This window comes from Streptomyces sp. SL06 (assembly GCF_058244745.1).
Genome location: NZ_JBSYOT010000002.1, coordinates 4,000,926 through 4,020,654, shown reverse-complemented (window position 1 = coordinate 4,020,654; position 19,729 = coordinate 4,000,926). Strand labels below are relative to the sequence as shown.

Genomic DNA, 19,729 nt, shown 5'->3' with positions numbered 1-19,729 from the left:
CAGAGCAGAGAGGAAGACCCATGGCCACCAGCACGGGCGCCGGCAAGAGCCTCGTACGCGCCAGCCTCGCCATCCACGAGCCGCCCACCGGCACGACCACCACGCCCGGCGCGCTGATGCGGACGTTCGGCTTCGAGTTCAACCCGGCCCAGCTGTCCATGACCCAGCGCGCCCAGTGGAAGACGACGCCGACCATGGCCGTGCGGGACGGCTCGAAGCCGGAGTTCATGGGCGCGGACCCGCGGGAGATGACCCTGGAGATCTTCCTGGACTCCTCGATGAAGCCCAACGGCAACACCGTGATGAAGAAGGTCGAGTCCCTGCTGCTGTGCTGCGAAGTGACCGCCAAGAGCATCCTCGCCAAGCAGCCGTCGCCGCCCTGGGTGGTCTTCGAGTGGGGTTCCTTCTCCACGGCGCGGTTCACCGCGTACGTCTCGTCCATCGAGGCGCAGTACAGCCTCTTCGGCACCACCGGTGTCCCGATCCGCGCCACCTGCCAGGTGTCGCTGGTGGAGATCCCCGGCCCGACCCAGGGCCAGAACCCGACCTCGGGCGCCCTCACCGCGCAGCGCGTGCACCGGGTCGTCGCGGGGGACTCGCTCCAGTCGCTGGCCTGGAGCGAGTACGGCAGTGCCAACGCGTGGCGGGCGATCGCCGAGGCCAACGGCATCGACGACCCCTCCCGCCTGCCGACCGGCACCGAACTCATGCTGCCCGCCGCAGAGGAGGTGCCTCACTGATGGTGCGGCACGCGTTTTCCAGCATCGTCGAGGTCAAGATCGGCGGGGCGAAACTGCCCACCGACATCGCCCCGATGCTCGTGGAGGGCTGGGTCGACCAGGGCGTCGGCGTGCCCGCGGCCTTCCGCCTCACCTTCCGCGACCCCTACCGCCTGGTCCTCGGCAAGCTGAACGTGCAGTTCGGCACGAAGGTCGTCATCACTCCGATCGCCGACGGGCAGGGCATCGGCAACCCCCTGCTGACGGGCGAGGTCACAGGTCTTGAGGCCGACTACGACGGCACCGGCAGCTTCACCGTCATCCGCGGCTACGACTACGGGCACCGCATGATGCGCCAGCGCCGGGTGGCCGCGTACCGCAACCAGAAGGCGTCCGACATCGCCCGCAAGCTGGCCGCCATGGACGGCGTGTCCATCGGCCGCATCCAGCCGACCAAGGGCACGTACACCTTCATCAGCCAGTCCAACGTCACCGACTGGGACTTCCTCTCGCGGCTCGCCGACGAGAGCAACATGGTCATGTCCCTCGACGCCAAGGGGAAGTTCCGGTTCGTCACGCCGAAACCGTCGGCCGGCGCGCCCTCCCCGAAGACGGACGGCGACAAGAGCACCTTCGTCCTCCAGGCCGGCCACGACATCCTGCGGCTGCGGGCCGCCGTCACCGCCGCCGACCAGGTCGGCAAGGTCGAGTCGCGCGGCTGGAACGTCACCACCAAGAAGAAGATCACCGAACTCGCGCCCGCCACCACCGACCCGGGCATCAGCATCGGTTCGACGCCCGGCGAGGCCTCCGGCAAATTCAAGTCCGCCAAGCTCGTCGAGACCGCCAACCCCTACGACAAGCAGGACGAGGTCCAGTACGCCGCCAAGGCCCTCGCCGCCGACGTGACCTCCTCCTTCGCCGAGTTGGAGGTCGCCGTCTACGGCCACCCCGACCTGCGGCCCGGCGTCCCGGTGGCCCTCTCCGACGTCGGCAAGCCCTTCGAGGGCAAGTACACCGTCACCTCGGTGCGCCACGTCTTCGGCGACGGCAAGCACTACGAGTCCTGGATCACGGTCAGCGGACGCCAGTGGCGTTCCCTGTACGGGCTGGCCTCGGGCGGCAGCGGCGGCGTGGACCCGGCGAGCGCCGCCCGGCTGCCCAGCGTCGCCAACGCCATCGTCACCGACGTGCAGGACCCCCTCAAACAGGGCAGGGTCAAGCTCCAGTTCCCGTGGCTCGACGACGCCTACGTCAGCGACTGGGCGCGCAGCGTGCAGATGGGCGGCAAGGACGGCGGCGGCGTCTTCCCGATGGATGTCGGCGACGAGGTGCTCGTCGCCTTCGACCGGGGCGCCCTGGACCACCCGTTCGTCATCGGCGGCCTCTACAACGGCCGGGACCTGCCCACCAAGGTCACCGACGTCCCCCTGCACGACGGCCTGAAGAAGAAGGCCGTACGGCACACCCTGTCCGACCGCCAGGGCAACCGCGTCGACCTGCTCAGCCAGCAGACCGGGGGGCGCAAGCAGGGCGTCCGGATCGCCAGCGGCAACAACAAGCTGATCATCAATCTCGACCGCACCAAGACCGAGATCACCGTCGACAGCAAGGGCAGCGTCAGCATCACCGGCAGCCGTTCGGTGTCGGTGGAGGCGGGCACCAGCCTCCGGCTGCACGGCCGCCAGTCCGTCATGATCGACAGCGGCGGCCCGCTCACCCTGAAGGGCAAGGGCCTGGTCAGCCTCACCTCCCTGGGCGGCGCGGTCAACGTGAACGCGATGGGCGGCGCCATGAATCTGTCGTCGACCGGCATGACGTTCGATCAACGCCACCGGCATGGTGTCGGTCAACGCCGTGGCCAACGTCAACATCAAGGGCATCAAGGTCGATCTCTTCGGCGCCGTGTTCGTCAACACCATGAAGTACCCCCTCCCGGCATGACCGGACAACCGCCGTGCGCACGCGCCGGGTTCGCGGGAAGCACAGGAAGAAGAAGGCAGGTGGCCCTCTGATGGCCGAACAGTTCGTCGGCTCCGGCTGGGCATTCCCCATGCGCATCGGGCCCACCGGCGGCATCGCCCTCGTCAGCGGCGAGCAGGAGGTGGAGGAGGCCATCCGGCTGGTCCTCGCCACCGCCCCGGGCGAGCGGCCGATGCGGCCCGAGTTCGGCTGCGCCATCCACGACCTCGTCTTCGCGCCGGTCAACGAGCAGACCGCCGGCCGCATCCAGCACGAGGTGCACGTCAGCCTGGACCGCTGGGAGCCGCGCATCGAGGTCCATGACGTTGACGTCAGCACGGGGGGCGACCAGAGCGTCCTCTACATCGACGTGCGCTACTCGATCCGCGGCACCAACAACCCGCGCAGCCTCGTCTTCCCGTTCTACGTCATCCCCTCCCACGACGAGCCGGACCTCCCCGACGGTCCCGCCGGCCACCCGGGCCCTCCCGAAAGCGACCGCTGATGTCCCTGCCCTCCCCCAACCTCGACGACCGGCGCTTCCAGCAGTTCGTCGACGACGCCAAGCGCTACGTCCAGCAGCGCGCCCCGGAGTGGACCGACCACAACGTCTCCGACCCCGGCGTCACCCTCATCGAGACGCTCGCCCACATGGCCGACCAGATCGTCTACCGCCTCAACCGGGTCCCGGAGAAGAACCACCTCGCCTTCCTCGACCTGGTCGGCATCACCCTCTTCCCGCCGTCCGCCGCCCGCACGGACGTCACCTTCTGGCTCTCCGCACCCCAGGAGGAGCCGATCCTGGTCCCGCTGGGCACCGAGGTCGCCACCCTGCGCACCGAACGCGACGAGGCCGTCGTGTTCGCCACCGAACGCGACCTGACCGTCGTACCGTGCGGGCTCGGCCGCCTCGTGGTGCAGCGCCGGGGCGAACCCGTCGCCGACCGCACCGCGGACCTCGCCGAGGGCAAGGACCTGATGTGCTTCTCCGAGTCGCCGGCCCCCGGCGACTGCATGCTCATCGGCCTCACCGCCGCCACCCCGCACTGCGCGCTCGCCCTGGAACTCGACAGCCGCGTCGACGGCGTCGGCGTCGACCCCCGCCAGCCGCCCCTGGTCTGGGAGGCCTGGACCGAGGACGGCTGGCAGCCCTGCGAGGTCGACCGGGACGGCACCGGCGGTCTCAACCGCCCCGGCGACATCGTGCTCCACGTGCCCGGCGGCCACGTCCTGTCCCGCAATGGCGGCCACGAGGCCGGCTGGATCCGCTGCCGGGTCACCGAACCCCTGCCCGGCCAGCCCTTCTACACGACCTCGCCGACCATCCGCTCCGCCGAGGCCTACACCATCGGCGGCACCACCGGCAGCGTCCACGCCGAGACCGTCTACGACGAGGCCCTCGGCGAGTCCACCGGCCTGCCCGGCCAGCGGCTGAAGCTCGAACACGCCCCCGTCGTCGCCGACGACCCGCCCGTCCTCCTCCAGACCGCCGCCGACGAGGGCTGGCAGGACTGGCAGGTCGTCCCGCACTTCGCGGCCTCCCACCCCGACGACCACCACATCACCCTCGACGCCGCCACCGGCGTCATCGCCTTCGGCCCCGCCGTCCGCGAGGCCGACGGCACCCTGCGCCAGTACGGCACCGTCGCCCCCAAGGGCGCCGTCATCCGCGCCCGCCGCTACCGCACCGGCGGCGGCCGGTCCGGCAACGTGGCCCGCGGCGCGGTACAAGTGCTGCGCACCTCCATCCCGTACGTCTCCGAGGTCGTCAATCGCGAGGCCGCCCGCGGCGGCGTCGACGGCGAGAGCGTCGAGGAGGCGAAGCTGCGGGCCCCGATCACCCTGCGCGCCCAGGAACGCGCCGTGACGCTGCGCGACTACGAGGAACTCGCCCGCCGCGCCGCCCCCGAGACCGCCCGCATCACCTGCCTGGAGGGCGAGGAGAACGAGTACGGCGCCCACGCCGTCCGCGTCCTCGTCGTCCCCCAGGCCGTCCCCGACCCCGGCGGACGGCTCCGCTTCGAGCAACTCGTCCCCGGCGACGCCCTCCTGGGCCGCATCACCCGCCACCTCGACGAACGCCGCCTCATCGGCACCCGCCTCGCCGTCGGACCGCCCTACTACCAGGGCGTCACCGTCGTCGCCACCATCCACGCCTTCCGCGGCGTCGACGCCGACCGGGTACGCCGCCAGGCCCACGACGCCCTCTACCGCCACCTCGACCCGCTCACCGGCGGCTCCGACGGCAAGGGCTGGCCCTTCGGACGCCCCGTGCAGACCGGCGAGGTCTTCGCGGTGCTGCAACGCGTCCCCGGCGTCGAACTGGTCGACGAGGTCGTCCTGCACCCCGCCGACCCGCTCACCGGCAAGCGCGGCGACCCCACCGACCGCATCGACCTCGAACCGCCCTCGCTGGTCTTCTCCTTCGACCACCGGGTCCGAGTGATCGGGGACGGCACGTGACGGCCACCTCGTACCGGGGCTCCGTCGACGGACTCGGCTCCTCGCTGCCCATCAGCTCGATGCTGCCGGCCGTCTTCGCCGACGACGACCTCGCCCTGCGCTTCGTCAGCGGGCTCGACGACGTGCTCGCCCCCATCCTGAACGTCCTGGACTGCCTCGACACCTACTTCGACCCCGCCCTCACCCCGGCCGACTTCGCGCAGTGGCTCGGCACCTGGGTCGGCGCGGAGACCGACGGCACCGAACCCGAGCCCATGCTGCGCGCGGCCGTCGCCGCCGCCGCCCGGCTGCACCGGGTACGGGGCACCCGGCAGGGCCTGTCCGAGGCCGTACGGCTCGCGTTCGGCGTCGAGCCCGACATCACCGAGAGCGGCGGCGCCGACTGGAACGCCCGCCCCCTCGGCCCGTTCCCCGGCACGCCCCGCCCGCATCTGCACGTCGCCCTCCGGCTGCCCGACCCCAGGCCCGGCGACACCCACCGCCTGGACTCCCTCGTCTCGGCCGCCCGCCCCGCCCACATGCCCTACACGGTCGAAGTGACCGCCTCCGAAAGGACCCCGGAGAGATGACCACGCAGAACTGCGCCGAGTGCGGCACCCCCGCGGAACCGGGCCAGTCCTTCTGCGACGCGTGCGGCGCCGTACTCAGCTGGGAACAGGTCGGCGCCCGCACCGCGCAGCCGGCGGCCGCAGCGGCCGAACGCGGCTCCGGGGGCAAGCCCCCGGCCCCCGCCAAACGCCCCGCCCCCACCGGGAACGGCGGCACGGACGACCTGGCCGACGGCACGGAGGACAACCCGACCCTGCGCCAGCCACCCCACCCGACGCACGCCCCGACCACCCCGGCCGCCCCCGCCACCGCGCCGCACAACGCCGACGCCGGCGCCAACGGGGCACGGGACGCGGGCCGGACGGCGGGAAGCGGGGGGACGGGCGGACCGGGAGGCGCGGCGGCCGGGACCGCGGGGGCTGCGGGTGCTGCGGGGGCTGCGGGGACCGCTGGCACCACGGGCACCACGGGCACTGCTGGGACCACCGGCACCACCGCCACCGACAGCGCGCCCGCCACCACCGCAACTGCCGCAACCGTTGCTACGCCCGCCACCGCCCCCGACGTGGACGGGACCGCCCCCACCACCCCGGTGGCCACCGCCCCGAACGCGCTCACCGACACCATGTCCGACCGCGCCCGCTCCCTCCTCGTCCCGGTCGCCGACCCCGAGGCCCCGGCCCCCGCGCCGCCGCCCGCCGTCGCCCCCGTCCTGCCCGGCCGCCCCGACGCGGACCGGCCGCAGGTCCGCCCCCTCAGCCACCAGCCGGACATCGCCAACGGCCCGCCCTGCCCGTGGTGTTCCACCCCCAACCGCCCCGACCGCCACTACTGCGCCCGCTGCGCGATGCCGCTGGCCGCCGGCGGCGACCAGGGCGCGCGGCGCGCCCCGTGGTGGCGCCGGCTCTTCGGCGGCCGGCGCCGCGAGACCCCGTGGGCGGGCGACCGCCCCCGTCTGCGCCGCGTCTTCGACCGCATCGGCACCTGGATCACCGCCGTCGTCGTGATCACCCTGGTCGTCCTCGGCTTCGTCTACATCCCCGACGGCATCCAGAACACCCGCGACCACTTCGCCAAGCGCGCCCCGGTCTCCCCGGACGGGATCAAGGCCTCGCACTCCTACACCGGCCACAAGCCCGCCCTCGTCATCGACAAGCTCAGCAACACCTGGTGGGGCCCGGGGATCTCGCAGTCCGGCCAGGGCGAGTGGATCGAGGCCACCTTCACCGAGCCGACGCGCCTGCTGGACGTGATCATCACGCCCGGCGTCTCCACCCGTGCCAACCAGCTCAACGAGTCGGCCCTGCCGCACCGCATCAAGGCGACGATCACCACGAAGGACGGGAAGACCAAGACCCGCGCCCTCACCCTGGACCAGGGCGCGGGCGGCCAGCGACGCGCGTTCCGCGTCGGCGAGGTCACCAAGGTCCGGTTCACCATCGAGTCGGCCCACGCGGCGTCCGCGGACAAGCAGGTGGCCATAGCGGAGATCGAGTTCTTCGGCCCGTCCAGCGCCAACCGCTCCTGACCCGGCCCCGGGCCACAGCCAGGCAAGCAACCCGACAAAACACCGGTGCCCCCACGACCCAGGATCGCGGGGGCACCGGCCTGCACTCCCAGAGCCCCCTGTCGGATTCGAACCGACGACCTACGCATTACAAGTGCGTTGCTCTGGCCATCTGAGCTAAGGAGGCACTCGCGCGGCGGCGCGCGCGGAGGCTGCTCCACTGTACACAGAGCCGGTGAACGATGGGGTTCGAGGATTTCGGCGAAGTTCACAGTCCCCCAGCTACTGACAGACCAGGTGAACGCCAGGTACCGTCCTGCCCAGCTTCACCCGTGTGGAGTACACCACCACCTTCCTACAACGGATCGTCCGGCACGTTCCTGCCGGTAGAAGGGGGCCTTTCACCATGGCCACAGTTACGTTCGACAAGGCGACCCGTGTGTACCCGGGTTCCACCAAGCCCGCCGTCGACGGTCTCGACATCGCCATCGAGGACGGCGAGTTCCTCGTCCTGGTCGGCCCGTCCGGTTGCGGCAAGTCCACCTCGCTCCGCATGCTCGCGGGGCTTGAGGACGTGAACGGCGGTGCCATCCGCATCGGCGACCGCGATGTCACGCACCTGCCGCCGAAGGACCGGGACATCGCCATGGTGTTCCAGAACTACGCGCTGTACCCGCACATGACGGTCGCCGACAACATGGGCTTCGCACTCAAGATCGCCGGCGTCAACAAGGCGGAGATCCGGCAGAAGGTCGAGGAGGCCGCGAAGATCCTCGACCTCACCGAGTACCTGGACCGCAAGCCGAAGGCGCTCTCCGGCGGTCAGCGCCAGCGTGTCGCGATGGGCCGCGCGATCGTGCGCGAGCCGCAGGTGTTCCTCATGGACGAGCCGCTGTCCAACCTGGACGCCAAGCTCCGCGTCTCCACCCGTACGCAGATCGCCTCGCTCCAGCGCCGCCTCGGCATCACCACCGTCTACGTCACCCACGACCAGGTCGAGGCCATGACGATGGGCGACCGGGTGGCGGTCCTCAAGGACGGTCTGCTCCAGCAGGTCGACACCCCGCGCAACATGTACGACAGGCCCGCCAACCTCTTCGTCGCCGGCTTCATCGGCTCCCCGGCCATGAACCTGGTCGAGGTCCCGATCACCGACGGCGGCGTGAAGTTCGGCAACAGCGTCGTCCCGGTCAACCGCGACGCCCTGAAGGCCGCCTCCGACAAGGGCGACCGCACGGTCACCGTCGGCGTCCGCCCCGAGCACTTCGACGTGGTGGAGCTGAACGGCGGCACGGCCAAGACCCTCTCGAAGGAGGCCGACGACGCCCCGGCGGGCCTCGCGGTCTCGGTGAACGTCGTGGAGGAGACCGGCGCCGACGGCTACGTCTACGGCACGGCCGAGGTCGGCGGCGAGTCGCGGGACCTCGTGGTCCGGGTCAGCAGCCGCGCGGTGCCGGAGAAGGGCGCGACCGTCCACGTCGTACCGCAGCCGGGCGAGAGCCACGTCTTCTCGTCCTCCACGGGCGAGCGTCTCACCGACTGATAACCCTCGCGTCGGTAGCGCGACCGGGTGAATCTCACCCCGGACAGCGGAAAGAGCCCCGCGGCCTGCTGCGGGGCTCTTTCCGCTGTCGACAAATACCCCGATGCAAGGGACGTTTCGACCCATGTGCGTCAACGCCCTACCCATTTCGGAACCACTTCTTATCCCCCGAACAGGTGACTAAATGTCGCCAAATCATTACCGGGCGCTACCCTCACTCGCGTGAAGCACTCCGTGAAGCACTCCACCACCCGACAGACGCGACGCGGCCGGGGCCCCGCCCACCGGATCGGCCGCTCTCTCGCCCTCGTCCTGCCCGTCGTCCTGGTGCTCTCCGGGACCCTCGCGGTCACCCGGGTCAACTGGTCCGGGGACCCCTCGGACTCGGTGCTCGCCGCGTCGGAGGCGTCCTCGTCCAAGGCGTCCTCCCAGGCCGCCGCCCGCGCACCGCACGAGGTGCTGCGCGACCGGCTGCTGACCGAACTGCGCGAGGAGGACCCGGGCGTCGCCCTCACCCACCTCCAGCAGGCCGTGAACGAGCGCCCGTCGCTGGCCGGCCACTGCGCGTCCATCGCCCGCGCCCTCGGCCGCGCCGCGGTCAAGGTCTACGGCCCGAACCGCGCCCAGTCGTACGCGCGCCCCGTCTGCGACACCGCCTTCGCCTCGGGCGTCCTGGCCGCGCACGGCTGAGGACCCTTCGGAAGCCGGTGGGGCGCCGCGTACAGTTCGGGCATGACCGATCCGAACGCCGCGTCCCGCCGCCCCGTTCAAGCCGTCGTCCTGGCCGGCGGACAGGGTTCCCGGCTGCGCCCCTACACCGACGACCGGCCCAAGCCCATGGTCGAGATCCCGGGCACCGGGACTCCGATCATCGGCCATCAGCTCGCCTGGCTCGCCGAGGAGGGCGTGACGGACGTCGTGGTCTCCTGCGGTCATCTGGCCGAGGTGCTGCAACAGTGGCTGGAGAGCGCCGACCTGCCGCTCTCCGTCACCACCGTCGTCGAGACCGAGCCCCTCGGCCGCGGCGGCGGCCTCAAGTACGCCGCCGCCCGCCTCCCCCACCCGGATCAGCCCTGGTACGCCACGAACGGTGACATCTGGACCCGTTTCTCGCTGCGCGACCTGGCCGACTTCCACGCCGAGCGGGACGCCGTGGCGACCCTCGCCCTGGCCCGGCCGCGACTGCCGTGGGGCGCCGTGCAGACGGACGGCTTCGGCCACATCACCGACTTCTTCGAGGCACCGCCGTCGACCTTCGAGATCAACGCCGGTGTGTACGTCTTCTCGCCCGCCTTCGCGGCGATGCTCCCGGAGCGCGGCGACCACGAGCGGACGACGTTCCCGAGGCTGGCCCGCGAGCGCCGGCTGGCCGGCTTCCCGATCCCGCAGGGCTCCTACTGGCGAGCGATCGACACCGCGAAGGACCTGACAGAGGCAGCCCGGGAACTGGCGGCCCTGGCAGGCCGCTGAGCGGCTCGGCCCGTGGACGACGACAGCTCGCCACTGACTCTTTCGATGTGGACGAGCCCGTACGGGGTGACGTAATCCAGCAGGCGAGTGGTCAGATTGCGCAGCACATCCCAGGCTGGCCGCGAGACCCGTCTCGGGCGGGCTGCAATGACTCGGACAGGACTCGGATTGCGTGAGCATCTGGGCCGATATTGTTAGGGTGACGCTCAGATGCGCGGTTCGTGAGCACTTCTCAAGGAAGTGCTCACGCACTTGGTCGGTATGAGACTGGGGACAGGATGCTGCCCTGGGACTCCGGCATCGTCGAACGCCACGTCCAACCGGATCGACTGAGCCCGGGGCACGCGAAGCCCGACTGATCCACCGGGAGTTCTCACCGACCGGCACCCTTACCGCAGCAGGCTCACCCGGATCCACCGGCCCTTCGTGAACCGGCGCGGCCGAGTCGAATGTCCCAACCTGTCCGGCCTGCCGTTCAGCCTCCGGCCAAGCCCCCCTCGTCTGCGGCGCCAGGCGTGGTCGTATGTCATGCCCGGCCGACCGCGTTGTCGTTCGAGGGCGGCTCGGAGGCTGGTAAGTGGGGCGAGCAGCGCCGTACACTGCGTGTCGGTCTGACGCGCTGGGGAGCCACCCCTTGCCGAGTGCGGCTCCTCACCCACACGGGGAATACCCTCAATTGAGGGTGTAATGACTCAACAAGGCCATTCCAGCCATTAACAGCGCGGCCAGAAGGAGATCTCCTAAGAGGCGCACCAGCCTGAGCTTCCGGTCGGCCAGCCGCGAAAAGACCCGCAGTCGACGCTCCTCCCACCGTCGCTGTCCGGCCGTACCGTCCGACGCACCCTCTCCCGTGCCGCCCACGTCGGCCAGTTCGGTGCACAGCCCGGCTGGCGGCATCGCCGGACGCAGCGCCAGCAGCGATGCGGCGACCGAGACGCCGAGCAGCAGACAGACGCCGAGCAGCAGGCTGCCCAGCATTCGGGAGAGCCCGCCTTCCCGTGTCAGCTCAGCCACGGAGAGCGCCAGCAACCCACCGGTGAGGCCGCACAAAGTCGCCGCTTTCGTGTCTGCCCGCTGTACCTCGACGAACGCCTGTCCGGCCCGCTCGCGCGTGAACACGTCCAAGCGTCGGCCGGTTCCCTCACTGCACCCCATGTCCGCGCTCCCTTGGTCGACACCGCCGCGAGGGCACCCACTGTGCCGGGCGCGGGCGGGCGCGGCTGCCCAGCAACAGGCACAGGTCATGCGACACCCGTCACCGCACACCCCCGACGAGGTGTTGGGGGCCGGTGGGCTCATCTCGGCAGCCTGGGAGGACGTCAGGAAGGTCCGGTACTCAAGGAAGATCCGAGACTTGACCCGTCTGGAAGCGCAGGCCGTCGAGCTGACTGCATACGGCACTCACAACCTTCACGGCCTGCTGCGGACAGCGGACCGCATGCGCGCCCTGTTCGATCGAGATGCGTCGGCCTGCGTACTCCCAGGACGAGGTGGAGCGGCCGGTCGGTACGCGTGGGAAGATTTCCTGACATACACGTCGGAACAGTAACGCGTCAACGGCACCTGCTCCGCGCCCGGTTGTCACCGGGCGCGGAGCGCGGACACGACGGGCTAGCCCAGCAGGCCGCCCACCAGGCGGCCGCCCGGCTCGCCCGTGGTGGTGGAGGAGTCGTCGCCGCCTCCGTCGTCGTCACCGCCGTCGCTGCCGGCGCCGCCGGTCGAGCCGCTGCTCCCGGTGGTGGCGCCGCCGGCGGTCGGTCCCGTCGTGGTGCTCGGCGCCTGGTTCTGCGGGACGGACTGCTGCGGCGGGACCTGGCCCGTGGTGCCCTGGGTCTGGCTGGGGGTGCCGCCGGTGACGGTGCCGCTGTCGCGGGTCGCTCCCGGGGTGGTCGCGGCCTCCGAGGAGGGCGTGGCCGCGTCGCCGGTGGCGCCCTGGGTGGGCGAGGTGGAGGCCTCCGGGCTCCTCGGCTCGCGCGTGCCGGGCTCCTGCGGGAGCGGGGAGCCGGGCAGTTCGTTGCGCGGGCCCTCGCCGGGGCCGGGGACGACCACACGGTCGGCGTCCCGGACGGCACCGCCCAGCAGCGAGCCGACCAGGAGGGTGACACCGGCGACGAGGAAGGTGACGACGGCGCCGCGGCGCAGGACGTAGCGGCGCAGGTCCCAGATGGCGGCGCGGGGACCGAGCCGGCGCCAGGCGCTGCCGGCGAGCCTGCCGTCCACGGAGTACACGGGCGCGCCGGCGATGATCAGCGGGGACCAGGCGGCGAGGTAGATGATGTCGGGCGCGTCGTAGACCGGGACGCTCTTCCAGCTGACGGTGACCAGGAGCGCGGCGGACAGGGTCGCGCCGATGGCGGCGGCCACCCGCTGCCAGCAGCCCAGGACGGTCAGGACGCCCACGAGCACCTGGAGGAAGGCGATGACGAGCCCGGCGCCCACGGGGTGGTCGAGGGCGAACTGGCGCAGCGGCTCGGCGACGTCCCAGGGGTGCAGGCTGTTGAGCCACTTCACCATGGAGCCGCGTTCGCCGCCGTCGAAGTAGACGGGGTCGCAGAGCTTGCCCATGCCGGCGTAGATGGAGATGAAGCCGAGGAAGACCCGCAGCGGCAGCAGGACGACGCCGAGGTTCATCCGGCGGCCGGGGAAGTAGGCGTGCCGGGACGGGTCGTCGGCGCGGTGCCTGCTGCGCGGCTCGGACCGGTCCGGGTCGTCGTCGCCGTGGCCGTCGGGGCCCTCGCCGTCCTGGCCGGGGCCGAAGTCCTCGCCGGCGTAGGCGGGTTCGTCGTAGGCGCTGCCGACGGTGCGCATGGCGGGCAGCAGCCTGGTGCCGTGCGGCACGGGGCCGCGCTGGGCGCCGACGAGGGGCGTCTCGAGCGTCTGGGCCGCGGGGTCGTCGTCGAGGCCGACCCGGGGGATGACCTGCGTGGCCCCGGCGTCGGCGGGGCTCTCGACGTGGTGGCCGGCCCCGGCCCGCACCGCCTGGAGCAGCCGGTGGGCACCGGTGTCGTCCGGGTCGGACCGCCCGCTCCACACGACGGCACGGCGGCGGCCGGCGGCGCCGGGCATGCGGGCGGTGTCCTGGGTGGCGCTCAGGTGCCGCGCGATCCGCGGGGACTGGGTCCGCCGCGCGGAGGCACCGAACTGCACGCGGAAACTCGCGTGGTTGACGATGACCTGGGCCGGATCGCTCGGCACCTTCACCATGCTCAGCGCGGGAGCGTCGTCGATTCCCGACGAGCGGTCCCCCGTGGGTGTGCGGGGTGTTCTGGTGTCCACACTCATCTAACCGAGTGATGTGTCGTTAGGACACTGCCTTGACCGCCCCCGATCTGTCCGGACCGCGTCAAGCCCACCCGAATCGCCCGGAACGCCCCCGTCGAGGGACGAACCCGAACGCGCGTTCCCGCGTCAACCGGTCCGGTCAGCCCCGCCGGCGCGCCGCCTCGTACAGCACGATCCCCGCGGCCACACCGGCGTTGAGGGACTCGGCCCCGCCCGGCATGGGGATGCGCACCCGGTGGTCGCAGGTCTCGCCGACCAGGCGCGAGAGCCCCTTGCCCTCGCTGCCGACCACGACGACCACGGGCCCGTCCAGGGCCTCCAGGTCACCGAGTGCCATCTCGCCGTCGGCGGCCAGGCCGACGACCGTGATCCCGGCCTTCTGGTACGTCTCCAGGGCCCGGGTGAGGTTGGTGGCGCGGGCCACCGGCGTACGGGCGGCCGTGCCGGCGGACGTTTTCCACGCGCCCGCCGTCATACCGGCCGCGCGCCGCTCGGGCACGACGACGCCGTGGCCGCCGAAGGCGGAGACGGAGCGGACGACGGCACCGAGGTTGCGCGGGTCGGTCACGCCGTCGAGGGCGACGATCAGCGGGTCCGCGCCCTCGTCGTGGGCGGCGGCGACCAGGTCCTCGGGGTGCGCGTACTCGTACGGCGGGACCTGGAGGACGAGCCCCTGGTGGTTGAGCCCGTTGGTCATCCGGTCCAGCTCGGGGCGGGGGGCCTCCATGAGGTTGATCCCGCCGCGCTCGGCCGCGAGCTGGAGCGCCTCGCGCACCCGCTCGTCGTTGTCGATGAACTGCTGGACGTAGAGCGTCGAGGCGGGCACGCCCTCGCGCAGCGCCTCGTAGACGGGGTTGCGGCCGACGACGAGTTCGGACGTTCGACCGGCCGCCCCCGCGCCGCTGCGGCGTGCGTCCCGTGGCGCGGCGGGCCTTCGCGTTGGCGGCCCGCTGCTTGACGTGCCCCTTGCGCATCTCGGCGGGGGGCGTCGGCCCCTTGCCTTCCAGGCCCCGGCGTCGCTTGCCGCCGCTGCCGACCTGCGCGCCCTTCTTGCCGGACATGCGGCGGTTGTTCGCGGCCATGAGTTACCTGTCTCCGCTCTCTGCGTCTGTGCGCGGGTGGTGCGCGATGTCTTGCGTCTTGTGCAGTGTGCCGCCCGGAGGGCCGGGCGGCACAATCGATCTACGGGACCGGGCCTCGCCGCCCGTCCGGGTCAGCGGGAGCCGAGGCTCCAGCGGGGCCCCTGCGGGCTGTCCTCGATGACCAGACCGGACTGCCCGAGCCGGTCGCGGATGGCGTCGGCGGTGGCCCAGTCCTTGCGCGCCCGCGCCGCCTCCCGCTGTTCGAGCACGAGGTGTACGAGGCTGTCGACGACGTGCCGCAGATCCTCGCCCTGCTCCCGCTCCCCGGCCCAGTGCGGGGCCAGCGGGTCGAGCCCGAGCACGCCGAGCATGGCCCGCACCTCGGTGAGCCGGGCGACCGCGGCCTCCTTGTCGTCGGCGGCCAGCGCGCTGTTGCCCTGCCGGACGGTGGTGTGCACGACCGCGAGGGCCTGCGGGACGCCCAGGTCGTCGTCCATCGCCTCGGCGAAGGCGGGCGGCACCTCGGCGGCGGGCTCGACGGTGCCGCCGGCCAGCTCGGTGACGCGCTGCACGAAGCCCTCGATCCGCGCGTACGCCGACTCGGCCTCGCGCAGGGACTCCTCGCTGTACTCGATGGTGGAGCGGTAGTGCGGGGTGCCGAGGTAGTACCGCAGCACGACCGGCGGCCACTGCTTGACCATCTCGCTCACGAGCACGCTGTTGCCGAGCGACTTGGACATCTTCTCGCCGCTCATGGTGACCCAGGCGTTGTGCACCCAGTACCGGGCGAAGGCGTCGCCGAAGCCGCGGGCCTGGGCGATCTCGTTCTCGTGGTGCGGGAAGATCAGGTCGATCCCGCCGCCGTGGATGTCGAACTCCTCGCCCAGGTACTTGTGCGCCATGGCGGAGCACTCCAGGTGCCAGCCGGGCCGCCCCCGCCCCCACGGCGTCTCCCAGCTGGGCTCGCCGGGCTTGGCCGCCTTCCACATGGCGAAGTCCCGCGGGTCCCGCTTGCCGGTCTCGCCGTCCTCGGAGGGCTGCCGCAGGTCGTCGAGGTCCTGGTTGGACAGCGACAGGTACCCCGGCAGGGACCGTACGTCGAAGTAGACGTTGCCGTCGGCCTCGTAGGCGTGGCCGCGCTCGATGAGCCCGCGCATCATCTCGACCATCTCGGTGATGTGCCCGGTGGCGCGGGGCTCGTACGTGGGCGGCAGGCAGCCGAGGGCGTCGTAGGCGTCGTTGAACGCCCGCTCGTTCTCGTACCCGATGGACCACCAGGGGCGGTTCTGCTCGGCCGCCTTCTTGATGATCTTGTCGTCGATGTCGGTGACATTGCGGATGAACGTGACGTTGTAGCCGCGGTAGGCGAACCAGCGGCGCATGATGTCGAAGTTCAGCCCCGACCGGATGTGCCCGATGTGCGGGGCGGCCTGCACGGTGGCGCCGCACAGGTAGATCGAGACACACCCGGGCTGCAGGGGGGCGAAGTCACGGATCTGCCGGGTGCTGGTGTCGTACAGACGAATAGTCACGGGTCCAGGGTAGTAGGCCTCGGCCAGTGCCACAGGCGCCGCTGCCCACTTCCCCCGCCCAACCCGCCCCGCCGGGCCCCTCGCCCTCCCCCGAGCGAGTCGGGTGCCGGGTGGGCTCCGCCCCGCACGGCACGCCGCACCCCGCGTCCCGGACCGGCCCGGACCGGCCCGGCAGCTAATCCACCCGCACCACCAACGCCGTGGCCACCGCCATCAGCCCCTCCCCCCGCCCGGGAAACCCCAGCCCGTCCGTCGTCGCCCCCGACACGGACACCGGCGCCCCCACCACCTCGGACAGCACCCCCTGCGCCTCCTCGCGCCGCTTGCCGATCTTCGGCCGCGGCCCGACGACCTGCACCGCCACGTTCCCGATCCGGAACCCCGCCGCCCGCACGATCCGCGCCGCCTCCCCCAGCAGCGTCACCCCGGACGCCCCGGACCACTCCGGCCGCCCGGTGCCGAAGTGCTGCCCGAGGTCGCCCATCCCGGCCGCGGAGAACAACGCGTTGCACGCCGCGTGCGCGACGACATCCGCGTCGGAGTGCCCGGCGAGACCCGCACCCTCGCCCTCCCACTTCAGCCCGGCGCACCACAGCTCGCGCCCGTCCTCGAACGCGTGGATGTCCGTGCCGATCCCGACCCGCGGCAGCGGGGGAAGCCCGGCCGTCTCAGAACCCATCGTTGAGCCTCCTGCGCGCCAGTACCGCCTCCGCGAGCACCAGGTCGAGAGGGCGCGTCACCTTGAACGCCTCCTCGTGCCCCGGCACGACCATCACCGTCAGCCCGAGCTGCTCGACCATGCTCGCGTCGTCCGTGACGTTCTCGGTCACCGTCTCGTGGGCCCGTACCAGCGTCGCCCGTTCGAACCCCTGCGGCGTCTGCACCGCCCGCAGCCTCGCCCGCTCCGGCGTCGCCACCACCGGCTCCGGCTCCCCCGGCACCGCGGCGGGCTCCACCCGCTTGACGGTGTCGGCGAGCGGCAGCGCCGGCACCACGGCGGGCGCGCCCTCCCGTACGGCCTCGATCACGGCGTCCACCGTGTCCACCGGCACCAGCGGCCGGGCCGCGTCGTGCACGAGGACGACGCCGTACTCCGGCGGGAGCGCGTCCAGACCGAGCCGTACGGACTCCTGCCGGGACTCGCCGCCCGGTACGACGAGGAAGTCCGTCCGTTCGGGCAGGGCGTGCATGTCGAGCAGGCTCTTGACCTCGGCCGCGCCGTCGGGCGGGGCGACGATCACGACGAGGGAGACCCCGCGGGAGGCGGCCATCGCCCGGACCGCGTGGATGAGCATGGGCGTGCCGCCGAGCGCGCGCAGGGCCTTCGGGGCACCCGGGCCGAGCCGTACGCCCCGCCCGGCGGCCGGAATCACGGCGGCCGTCCTGGCGCCGGCCCGGCCCCCGGCGGAGGGCGGGGGTTCGGCGGAGGTCTCGGCAGCCGGCCTCGCGGGCGTCTGCGCGGGCGAGGGACGCGATTCGTCAGACATCGGTTCCTGTCAGGTTTGTGTGCTCGACCTAGTTGGGTATGGCCTCACCGTGCCGGGCGTGACGCCTCGACCGGACCCTTCCGTGACCCTGGTCGAGCCAGCAGCGCGGGCCCGGCACGCCAGGACCCGGGGGAGGCCTCCCCCGGAGATGAGCGTACGAGGATCACGGCATCCGCACGTATGGAACGCATCCGGGTACGGACATGCCGCAGCGCCCGGCGACAGCAGCTGTCATCGGGCACCACGGCATTATCAGTGCGCTGAACCGAGCGGGCGGCCGCAGCGGTCCGTTCTTTACCTCGTCAGGAGGCGAGCACCTCGTCGAGCAGGGCTTCCGCCTTGTCCTCGTTGGTGTTCTCCGCGAGAGCCAGCTCACTCACCAGGATCTGGCGGGCCTTGGCGAGCATGCGCTTCTCACCGGCGGAGAGTCCGCGCTCGCGCTCACGGCGCCACAGGTCGCGTACGACTTCCGCGACCTTGATGACGTTGCCGGAGGCGAGCTTCTCCAGGTTTGCCTTGTAACGACGCGACCAGTTCGTGGGCTCCTCGGCGTACGGCGCGCGCAGCACCTCGAAGACCCGGTCCAGTCCGTCCTGACCGACCACATCACGCACGCCGACGAACTCCGCATTGTCCGCTGGCACACGTACCGTCAGGTCGCCCTGGGCGACCTTCAGCACCAAGTAGGTCTTGTCCACGCCTTTGATCTGGCGAGTTTCGATAGCCTCGATCAGCGCGGCCCCGTGATGGGGATAGACCACGGTGTCGCCAACCTTGAACGTCATGTGACAGGTACCCCTTCCGTGGCTATCCAGAGTAACACGGATACGGCGTCTTCTGAATGGCGTTTTCGCAGGTCAGGGCATATCTCGGGGCTTGACAACAGCAACAGGAACGTGCTGCGCCGGGCGAGCGGAAGAAAGTATTCGCAGGTCGGAGCGGCTCTTCAGGCCGAGTGAAACACGCACGTCACACACATCCGGAGCCTTGCCCACCTCCCTGAAGATCCCGATATGTCTGGTTCCATGCGTGCGACTTCCGCTACTCCGTTCGGTGACCGGTGTGGGGTTCCGGACGAATCCGAAATTGATCACATGGCGCCCCGGCCGCCCCACCGGTGATCAATTTCCCGGCCGTCCGCGCATTCCTTCACGGAAATCTCGCGCACCGCCGGACTACCGGTATGACGGAGGGCTTCTTATGTGAATGACCGACGAGTACGGGCCGCAAAGCGACCCGGCGCGGCCCGGGACGCGGCGCGCCGCGGTATCCCGCGCGCGTCCCCCGTCTGCCTCCTGCCGGGCGAAGCCGGGCGTCTTCGGGGAGGGTCGGGTGCGGCGGCCCGGGAACGGCTCGGTAGCCTGAAGCCGCTGACAGTCACTTAGGGCGGCTTTATCCGTGCCGCCACCTCGTTCGAGTCCAAGGAGTTGCCGCCGCCGTGAGCAGCAGCCTTCGACGCGGTGTCCTCGCCGCCGCCGCCATCGCGTTCTCGATCGCCTCGCTCGCCGCGTGCGGTGCCGGTCACAACGCCCAGACGCTGGAGATCAAGCCGGACAACGCTGCGACGGCCGTCGGCGACATCAAGGTCCAGAACGCGCTGGTCATCACGCAGCCCGACCTGGAGTCGACCGGCCCGGCCGCGGTCACCGCCACCCTGTTCAACAGCGGCAGGACGGACCAGACGCTCGAATCCGTCACCGTGTCGGGCACCGGCAAGTCCGCCGAGCTGAAGCCCGCCAAGGGCGAGACGGGCGGCCTGGTCGTCCCGGCCGGCGGATCCCTGGTCATCGGCGGCACGGACAATGCCGCCGCCGTCCTGCCCAGCAGCCGCGAGGCCGTCCAGGACGGCAACGCGCAGAAGATCACCTTCTCCTTCAGCAAGACCGGCGACGTGAGCCTGCGCGCGCTCGTCGTGCCCGCCGAGAGCTTCTTCTCCGAGTGGGGCCCGAGCGCGGTGCCGTCGGCGTCCGACGCGTCGGCACAGCCCTCGCCCGAGACCTCCGGGGAGCCGTCCGACGGCGAGTCCTCGGGCCTCCCGTCGGACGACGCGTCGGCCTCCGCGGACACGGAGGGCGCCGGAACCGGCCACTGAGCCGCGTACGGGGCGCGTCCCGCAGCCGCGACGAAGGGCGG

16 protein-coding genes, 1 tRNA gene and 1 pseudogene are annotated in these 19,729 nt (G+C 71.7%); 10 read left to right on the top strand and 8 right to left on the bottom strand.

Annotated features, from left to right (window positions below; all coding sequences use genetic code 11):
• The first annotated feature begins 20 nt into the window (after nucleotides 1-20).
• Genes AC4IHM_RS18455 through AC4IHM_RS18430 form a run of 6 tightly spaced genes read left to right on the top strand, consistent with a single transcriptional unit; the run spans nucleotide 21 to nucleotide 7,221 of the window.
• Nucleotides 21-740 carry a CIS tube protein gene (locus AC4IHM_RS18455; RefSeq protein ID WP_490868112.1) on the top strand — a complete coding sequence of 240 codons (720 nt, stop codon included), beginning with the start codon at nucleotides 21-23 and terminating at the stop codon, nucleotides 738-740.
• Nucleotides 740-2,734 carry a VgrG-related protein gene (locus AC4IHM_RS18450; RefSeq protein WP_490868111.1) on the top strand — a complete coding sequence of 665 codons (1,995 nt, stop codon included), beginning with the start codon at nucleotides 740-742 and terminating at the stop codon, nucleotides 2,732-2,734. Before AC4IHM_RS18455 ends, AC4IHM_RS18450 begins: the two co-directional genes overlap by 1 nt.
• Nucleotides 2,734-3,186: a GPW/gp25 family protein gene (locus AC4IHM_RS18445; protein WP_490868110.1), complete on the top strand. Its 453-nt coding sequence runs from the start codon at nucleotides 2,734-2,736 to the stop codon at nucleotides 3,184-3,186. Before AC4IHM_RS18450 ends, AC4IHM_RS18445 begins: the two co-directional genes overlap by 1 nt.
• On the top strand, nucleotides 3,186-5,144 hold the full coding sequence (locus AC4IHM_RS18440) for a putative baseplate assembly protein (RefSeq protein ID WP_490868109.1): 1,959 nt from the start codon (nucleotides 3,186-3,188) through the stop codon (nucleotides 5,142-5,144). The genes AC4IHM_RS18445 and AC4IHM_RS18440 overlap by 1 nt, the downstream gene beginning before the upstream one ends.
• A 59-nt stretch (nucleotides 5,145-5,203) precedes the next feature.
• Nucleotides 5,204-5,713, top strand: coding sequence for a phage tail protein (locus AC4IHM_RS18435; RefSeq protein ID WP_490870864.1), 510 nt, complete (start codon nucleotides 5,204-5,206; stop codon nucleotides 5,711-5,713).
• Entirely contained in the window at nucleotides 5,710-7,221 is a 1,512-nt protein-coding gene (locus tag AC4IHM_RS18430) for a zinc ribbon domain-containing protein (RefSeq protein WP_490868108.1), read from the top strand. The genes AC4IHM_RS18435 and AC4IHM_RS18430 overlap by 4 nt, the downstream gene beginning before the upstream one ends.
• A 92-nt stretch (nucleotides 7,222-7,313) precedes the next feature.
• Here AC4IHM_RS18430 and AC4IHM_RS18425 read toward each other — a convergent pair.
• Nucleotides 7,314-7,387, bottom strand: a tRNA-Thr gene (locus AC4IHM_RS18425).
• A 219-nt stretch (nucleotides 7,388-7,606) separates the two neighbouring features.
• On the opposite strand from AC4IHM_RS18425, the gene msiK reads away from it, so the two are divergent.
• The 3 genes from msiK to AC4IHM_RS18410 all read left to right on the top strand — a co-directional run bounded on the left by msiK (nucleotide 7,607) and on the right by AC4IHM_RS18410 (nucleotide 10,213).
• On the top strand, nucleotides 7,607-8,743 hold the full coding sequence (gene msiK, locus AC4IHM_RS18420; protein WP_490868107.1) for a diacetylchitobiose ABC transporter ATP-binding protein MsiK: 1,137 nt from the start codon (nucleotides 7,607-7,609) through the stop codon (nucleotides 8,741-8,743).
• A 234-nt stretch (nucleotides 8,744-8,977) separates the two neighbouring features.
• Nucleotides 8,978-9,433, top strand: a complete 456-nt coding sequence (locus AC4IHM_RS18415; protein ID WP_490870863.1) for a hypothetical protein — start codon at nucleotides 8,978-8,980, stop codon at nucleotides 9,431-9,433.
• A gap of 42 nt (nucleotides 9,434-9,475) precedes the next feature.
• Nucleotides 9,476-10,213 carry a nucleotidyltransferase family protein gene (locus AC4IHM_RS18410; protein ID WP_490868106.1) on the top strand — a complete coding sequence of 246 codons (738 nt, stop codon included), beginning with the start codon at nucleotides 9,476-9,478 and terminating at the stop codon, nucleotides 10,211-10,213.
• A 672-nt stretch (nucleotides 10,214-10,885) separates the two neighbouring features.
• Here AC4IHM_RS18410 and AC4IHM_RS18405 read toward each other — a convergent pair.
• The 7 genes and pseudogenes from AC4IHM_RS18405 to AC4IHM_RS18375 form a co-directional block, all read right to left on the bottom strand.
• Nucleotides 10,886-11,332: a Pycsar system effector family protein gene (locus AC4IHM_RS18405; RefSeq protein WP_490870862.1), complete on the bottom strand. Its 447-nt coding sequence runs from the start codon at nucleotides 11,330-11,332 to the stop codon at nucleotides 10,886-10,888.
• A 492-nt stretch (nucleotides 11,333-11,824) separates the two neighbouring features.
• Nucleotides 11,825-13,495, bottom strand: a complete 1,671-nt coding sequence (locus AC4IHM_RS18400) for a DoxX family protein (protein ID WP_490868105.1) — start codon at nucleotides 13,493-13,495, stop codon at nucleotides 11,825-11,827.
• A gap of 139 nt (nucleotides 13,496-13,634) precedes the next feature.
• Nucleotides 13,635-14,577, bottom strand: a pseudogene (rlmB, locus tag AC4IHM_RS18395) (23S rRNA (guanosine(2251)-2'-O)-methyltransferase RlmB).
• A 131-nt stretch (nucleotides 14,578-14,708) separates the two neighbouring features.
• Nucleotides 14,709-16,109 carry a cysteine--tRNA ligase gene (gene cysS, locus AC4IHM_RS18390; RefSeq protein ID WP_490868104.1) on the bottom strand — a complete coding sequence of 467 codons (1,401 nt, stop codon included), beginning with the start codon at nucleotides 16,107-16,109 and terminating at the stop codon, nucleotides 14,709-14,711.
• A gap of 175 nt (nucleotides 16,110-16,284) precedes the next feature.
• Nucleotides 16,285-16,788, bottom strand: coding sequence for a 2-C-methyl-D-erythritol 2,4-cyclodiphosphate synthase (gene ispF / locus AC4IHM_RS18385; protein WP_490868103.1), 504 nt, complete (start codon nucleotides 16,786-16,788; stop codon nucleotides 16,285-16,287).
• Complete coding sequence (gene ispD / locus AC4IHM_RS18380) at nucleotides 16,778-17,596, bottom strand: 2-C-methyl-D-erythritol 4-phosphate cytidylyltransferase (protein ID WP_490868102.1); 819 nt, start codon at nucleotides 17,594-17,596, stop codon at nucleotides 16,778-16,780. Before ispD ends, ispF begins: the two co-directional genes overlap by 11 nt.
• A gap of 302 nt (nucleotides 17,597-17,898) precedes the next feature.
• Nucleotides 17,899-18,381: a CarD family transcriptional regulator gene (locus AC4IHM_RS18375; protein WP_490868101.1), complete on the bottom strand. Its 483-nt coding sequence runs from the start codon at nucleotides 18,379-18,381 to the stop codon at nucleotides 17,899-17,901.
• A gap of 653 nt (nucleotides 18,382-19,034) precedes the next feature.
• On the opposite strand from AC4IHM_RS18375, the gene AC4IHM_RS18370 reads away from it, so the two are divergent.
• A complete protein-coding gene (locus tag AC4IHM_RS18370; RefSeq protein WP_490868100.1) occupies nucleotides 19,035-19,688 on the top strand; it encodes a copper chaperone PCu(A)C domain-containing protein in 654 nt (217 codons plus the stop codon).
• Nucleotides 19,689-19,729 lie beyond the last annotated feature (41 nt).

What these genes read in the sequence shown, in the direction of transcription:
- AC4IHM_RS18455 (WP_490868112.1), top strand. Translation starts at nt 21, where the DNA reads ATGGCCACCAGCACGGGCGCCGGCAAGAGCCTCGTACGCGCCAGCCTC.
- AC4IHM_RS18450 (WP_490868111.1), top strand. Translation starts at nt 740, where the DNA reads ATGGTGCGGCACGCGTTTTCCAGCATCGTCGAGGTCAAGATCGGCGGG.
- AC4IHM_RS18445 (WP_490868110.1), top strand. Translation starts at nt 2,734, where the DNA reads ATGGCCGAACAGTTCGTCGGCTCCGGCTGGGCATTCCCCATGCGCATC.
- AC4IHM_RS18440 (WP_490868109.1), top strand. Translation starts at nt 3,186, where the DNA reads ATGTCCCTGCCCTCCCCCAACCTCGACGACCGGCGCTTCCAGCAGTTC.
- AC4IHM_RS18435 (WP_490870864.1), top strand. Translation starts at nt 5,204, where the DNA reads ATGCTGCCGGCCGTCTTCGCCGACGACGACCTCGCCCTGCGCTTCGTC.
- AC4IHM_RS18430 (WP_490868108.1), top strand. Translation starts at nt 5,710, where the DNA reads ATGACCACGCAGAACTGCGCCGAGTGCGGCACCCCCGCGGAACCGGGC.
- msiK (WP_490868107.1), top strand. Translation starts at nt 7,607, where the DNA reads ATGGCCACAGTTACGTTCGACAAGGCGACCCGTGTGTACCCGGGTTCC.
- AC4IHM_RS18410 (WP_490868106.1), top strand. Translation starts at nt 9,476, where the DNA reads ATGACCGATCCGAACGCCGCGTCCCGCCGCCCCGTTCAAGCCGTCGTC.
- AC4IHM_RS18400 (WP_490868105.1), bottom strand. Translation starts at nt 13,495, where the DNA reads ATGAGTGTGGACACCAGAACACCCCGCACACCCACGGGGGACCGCTCG.
- ispF (WP_490868103.1), bottom strand. Translation starts at nt 16,788, where the DNA reads ATGGGTTCTGAGACGGCCGGGCTTCCCCCGCTGCCGCGGGTCGGGATC.
- ispD (WP_490868102.1), bottom strand. Translation starts at nt 17,596, where the DNA reads ATGTCTGACGAATCGCGTCCCTCGCCCGCGCAGACGCCCGCGAGGCCG.
- AC4IHM_RS18375 (WP_490868101.1), bottom strand. Translation starts at nt 18,381, where the DNA reads ATGACGTTCAAGGTTGGCGACACCGTGGTCTATCCCCATCACGGGGCC.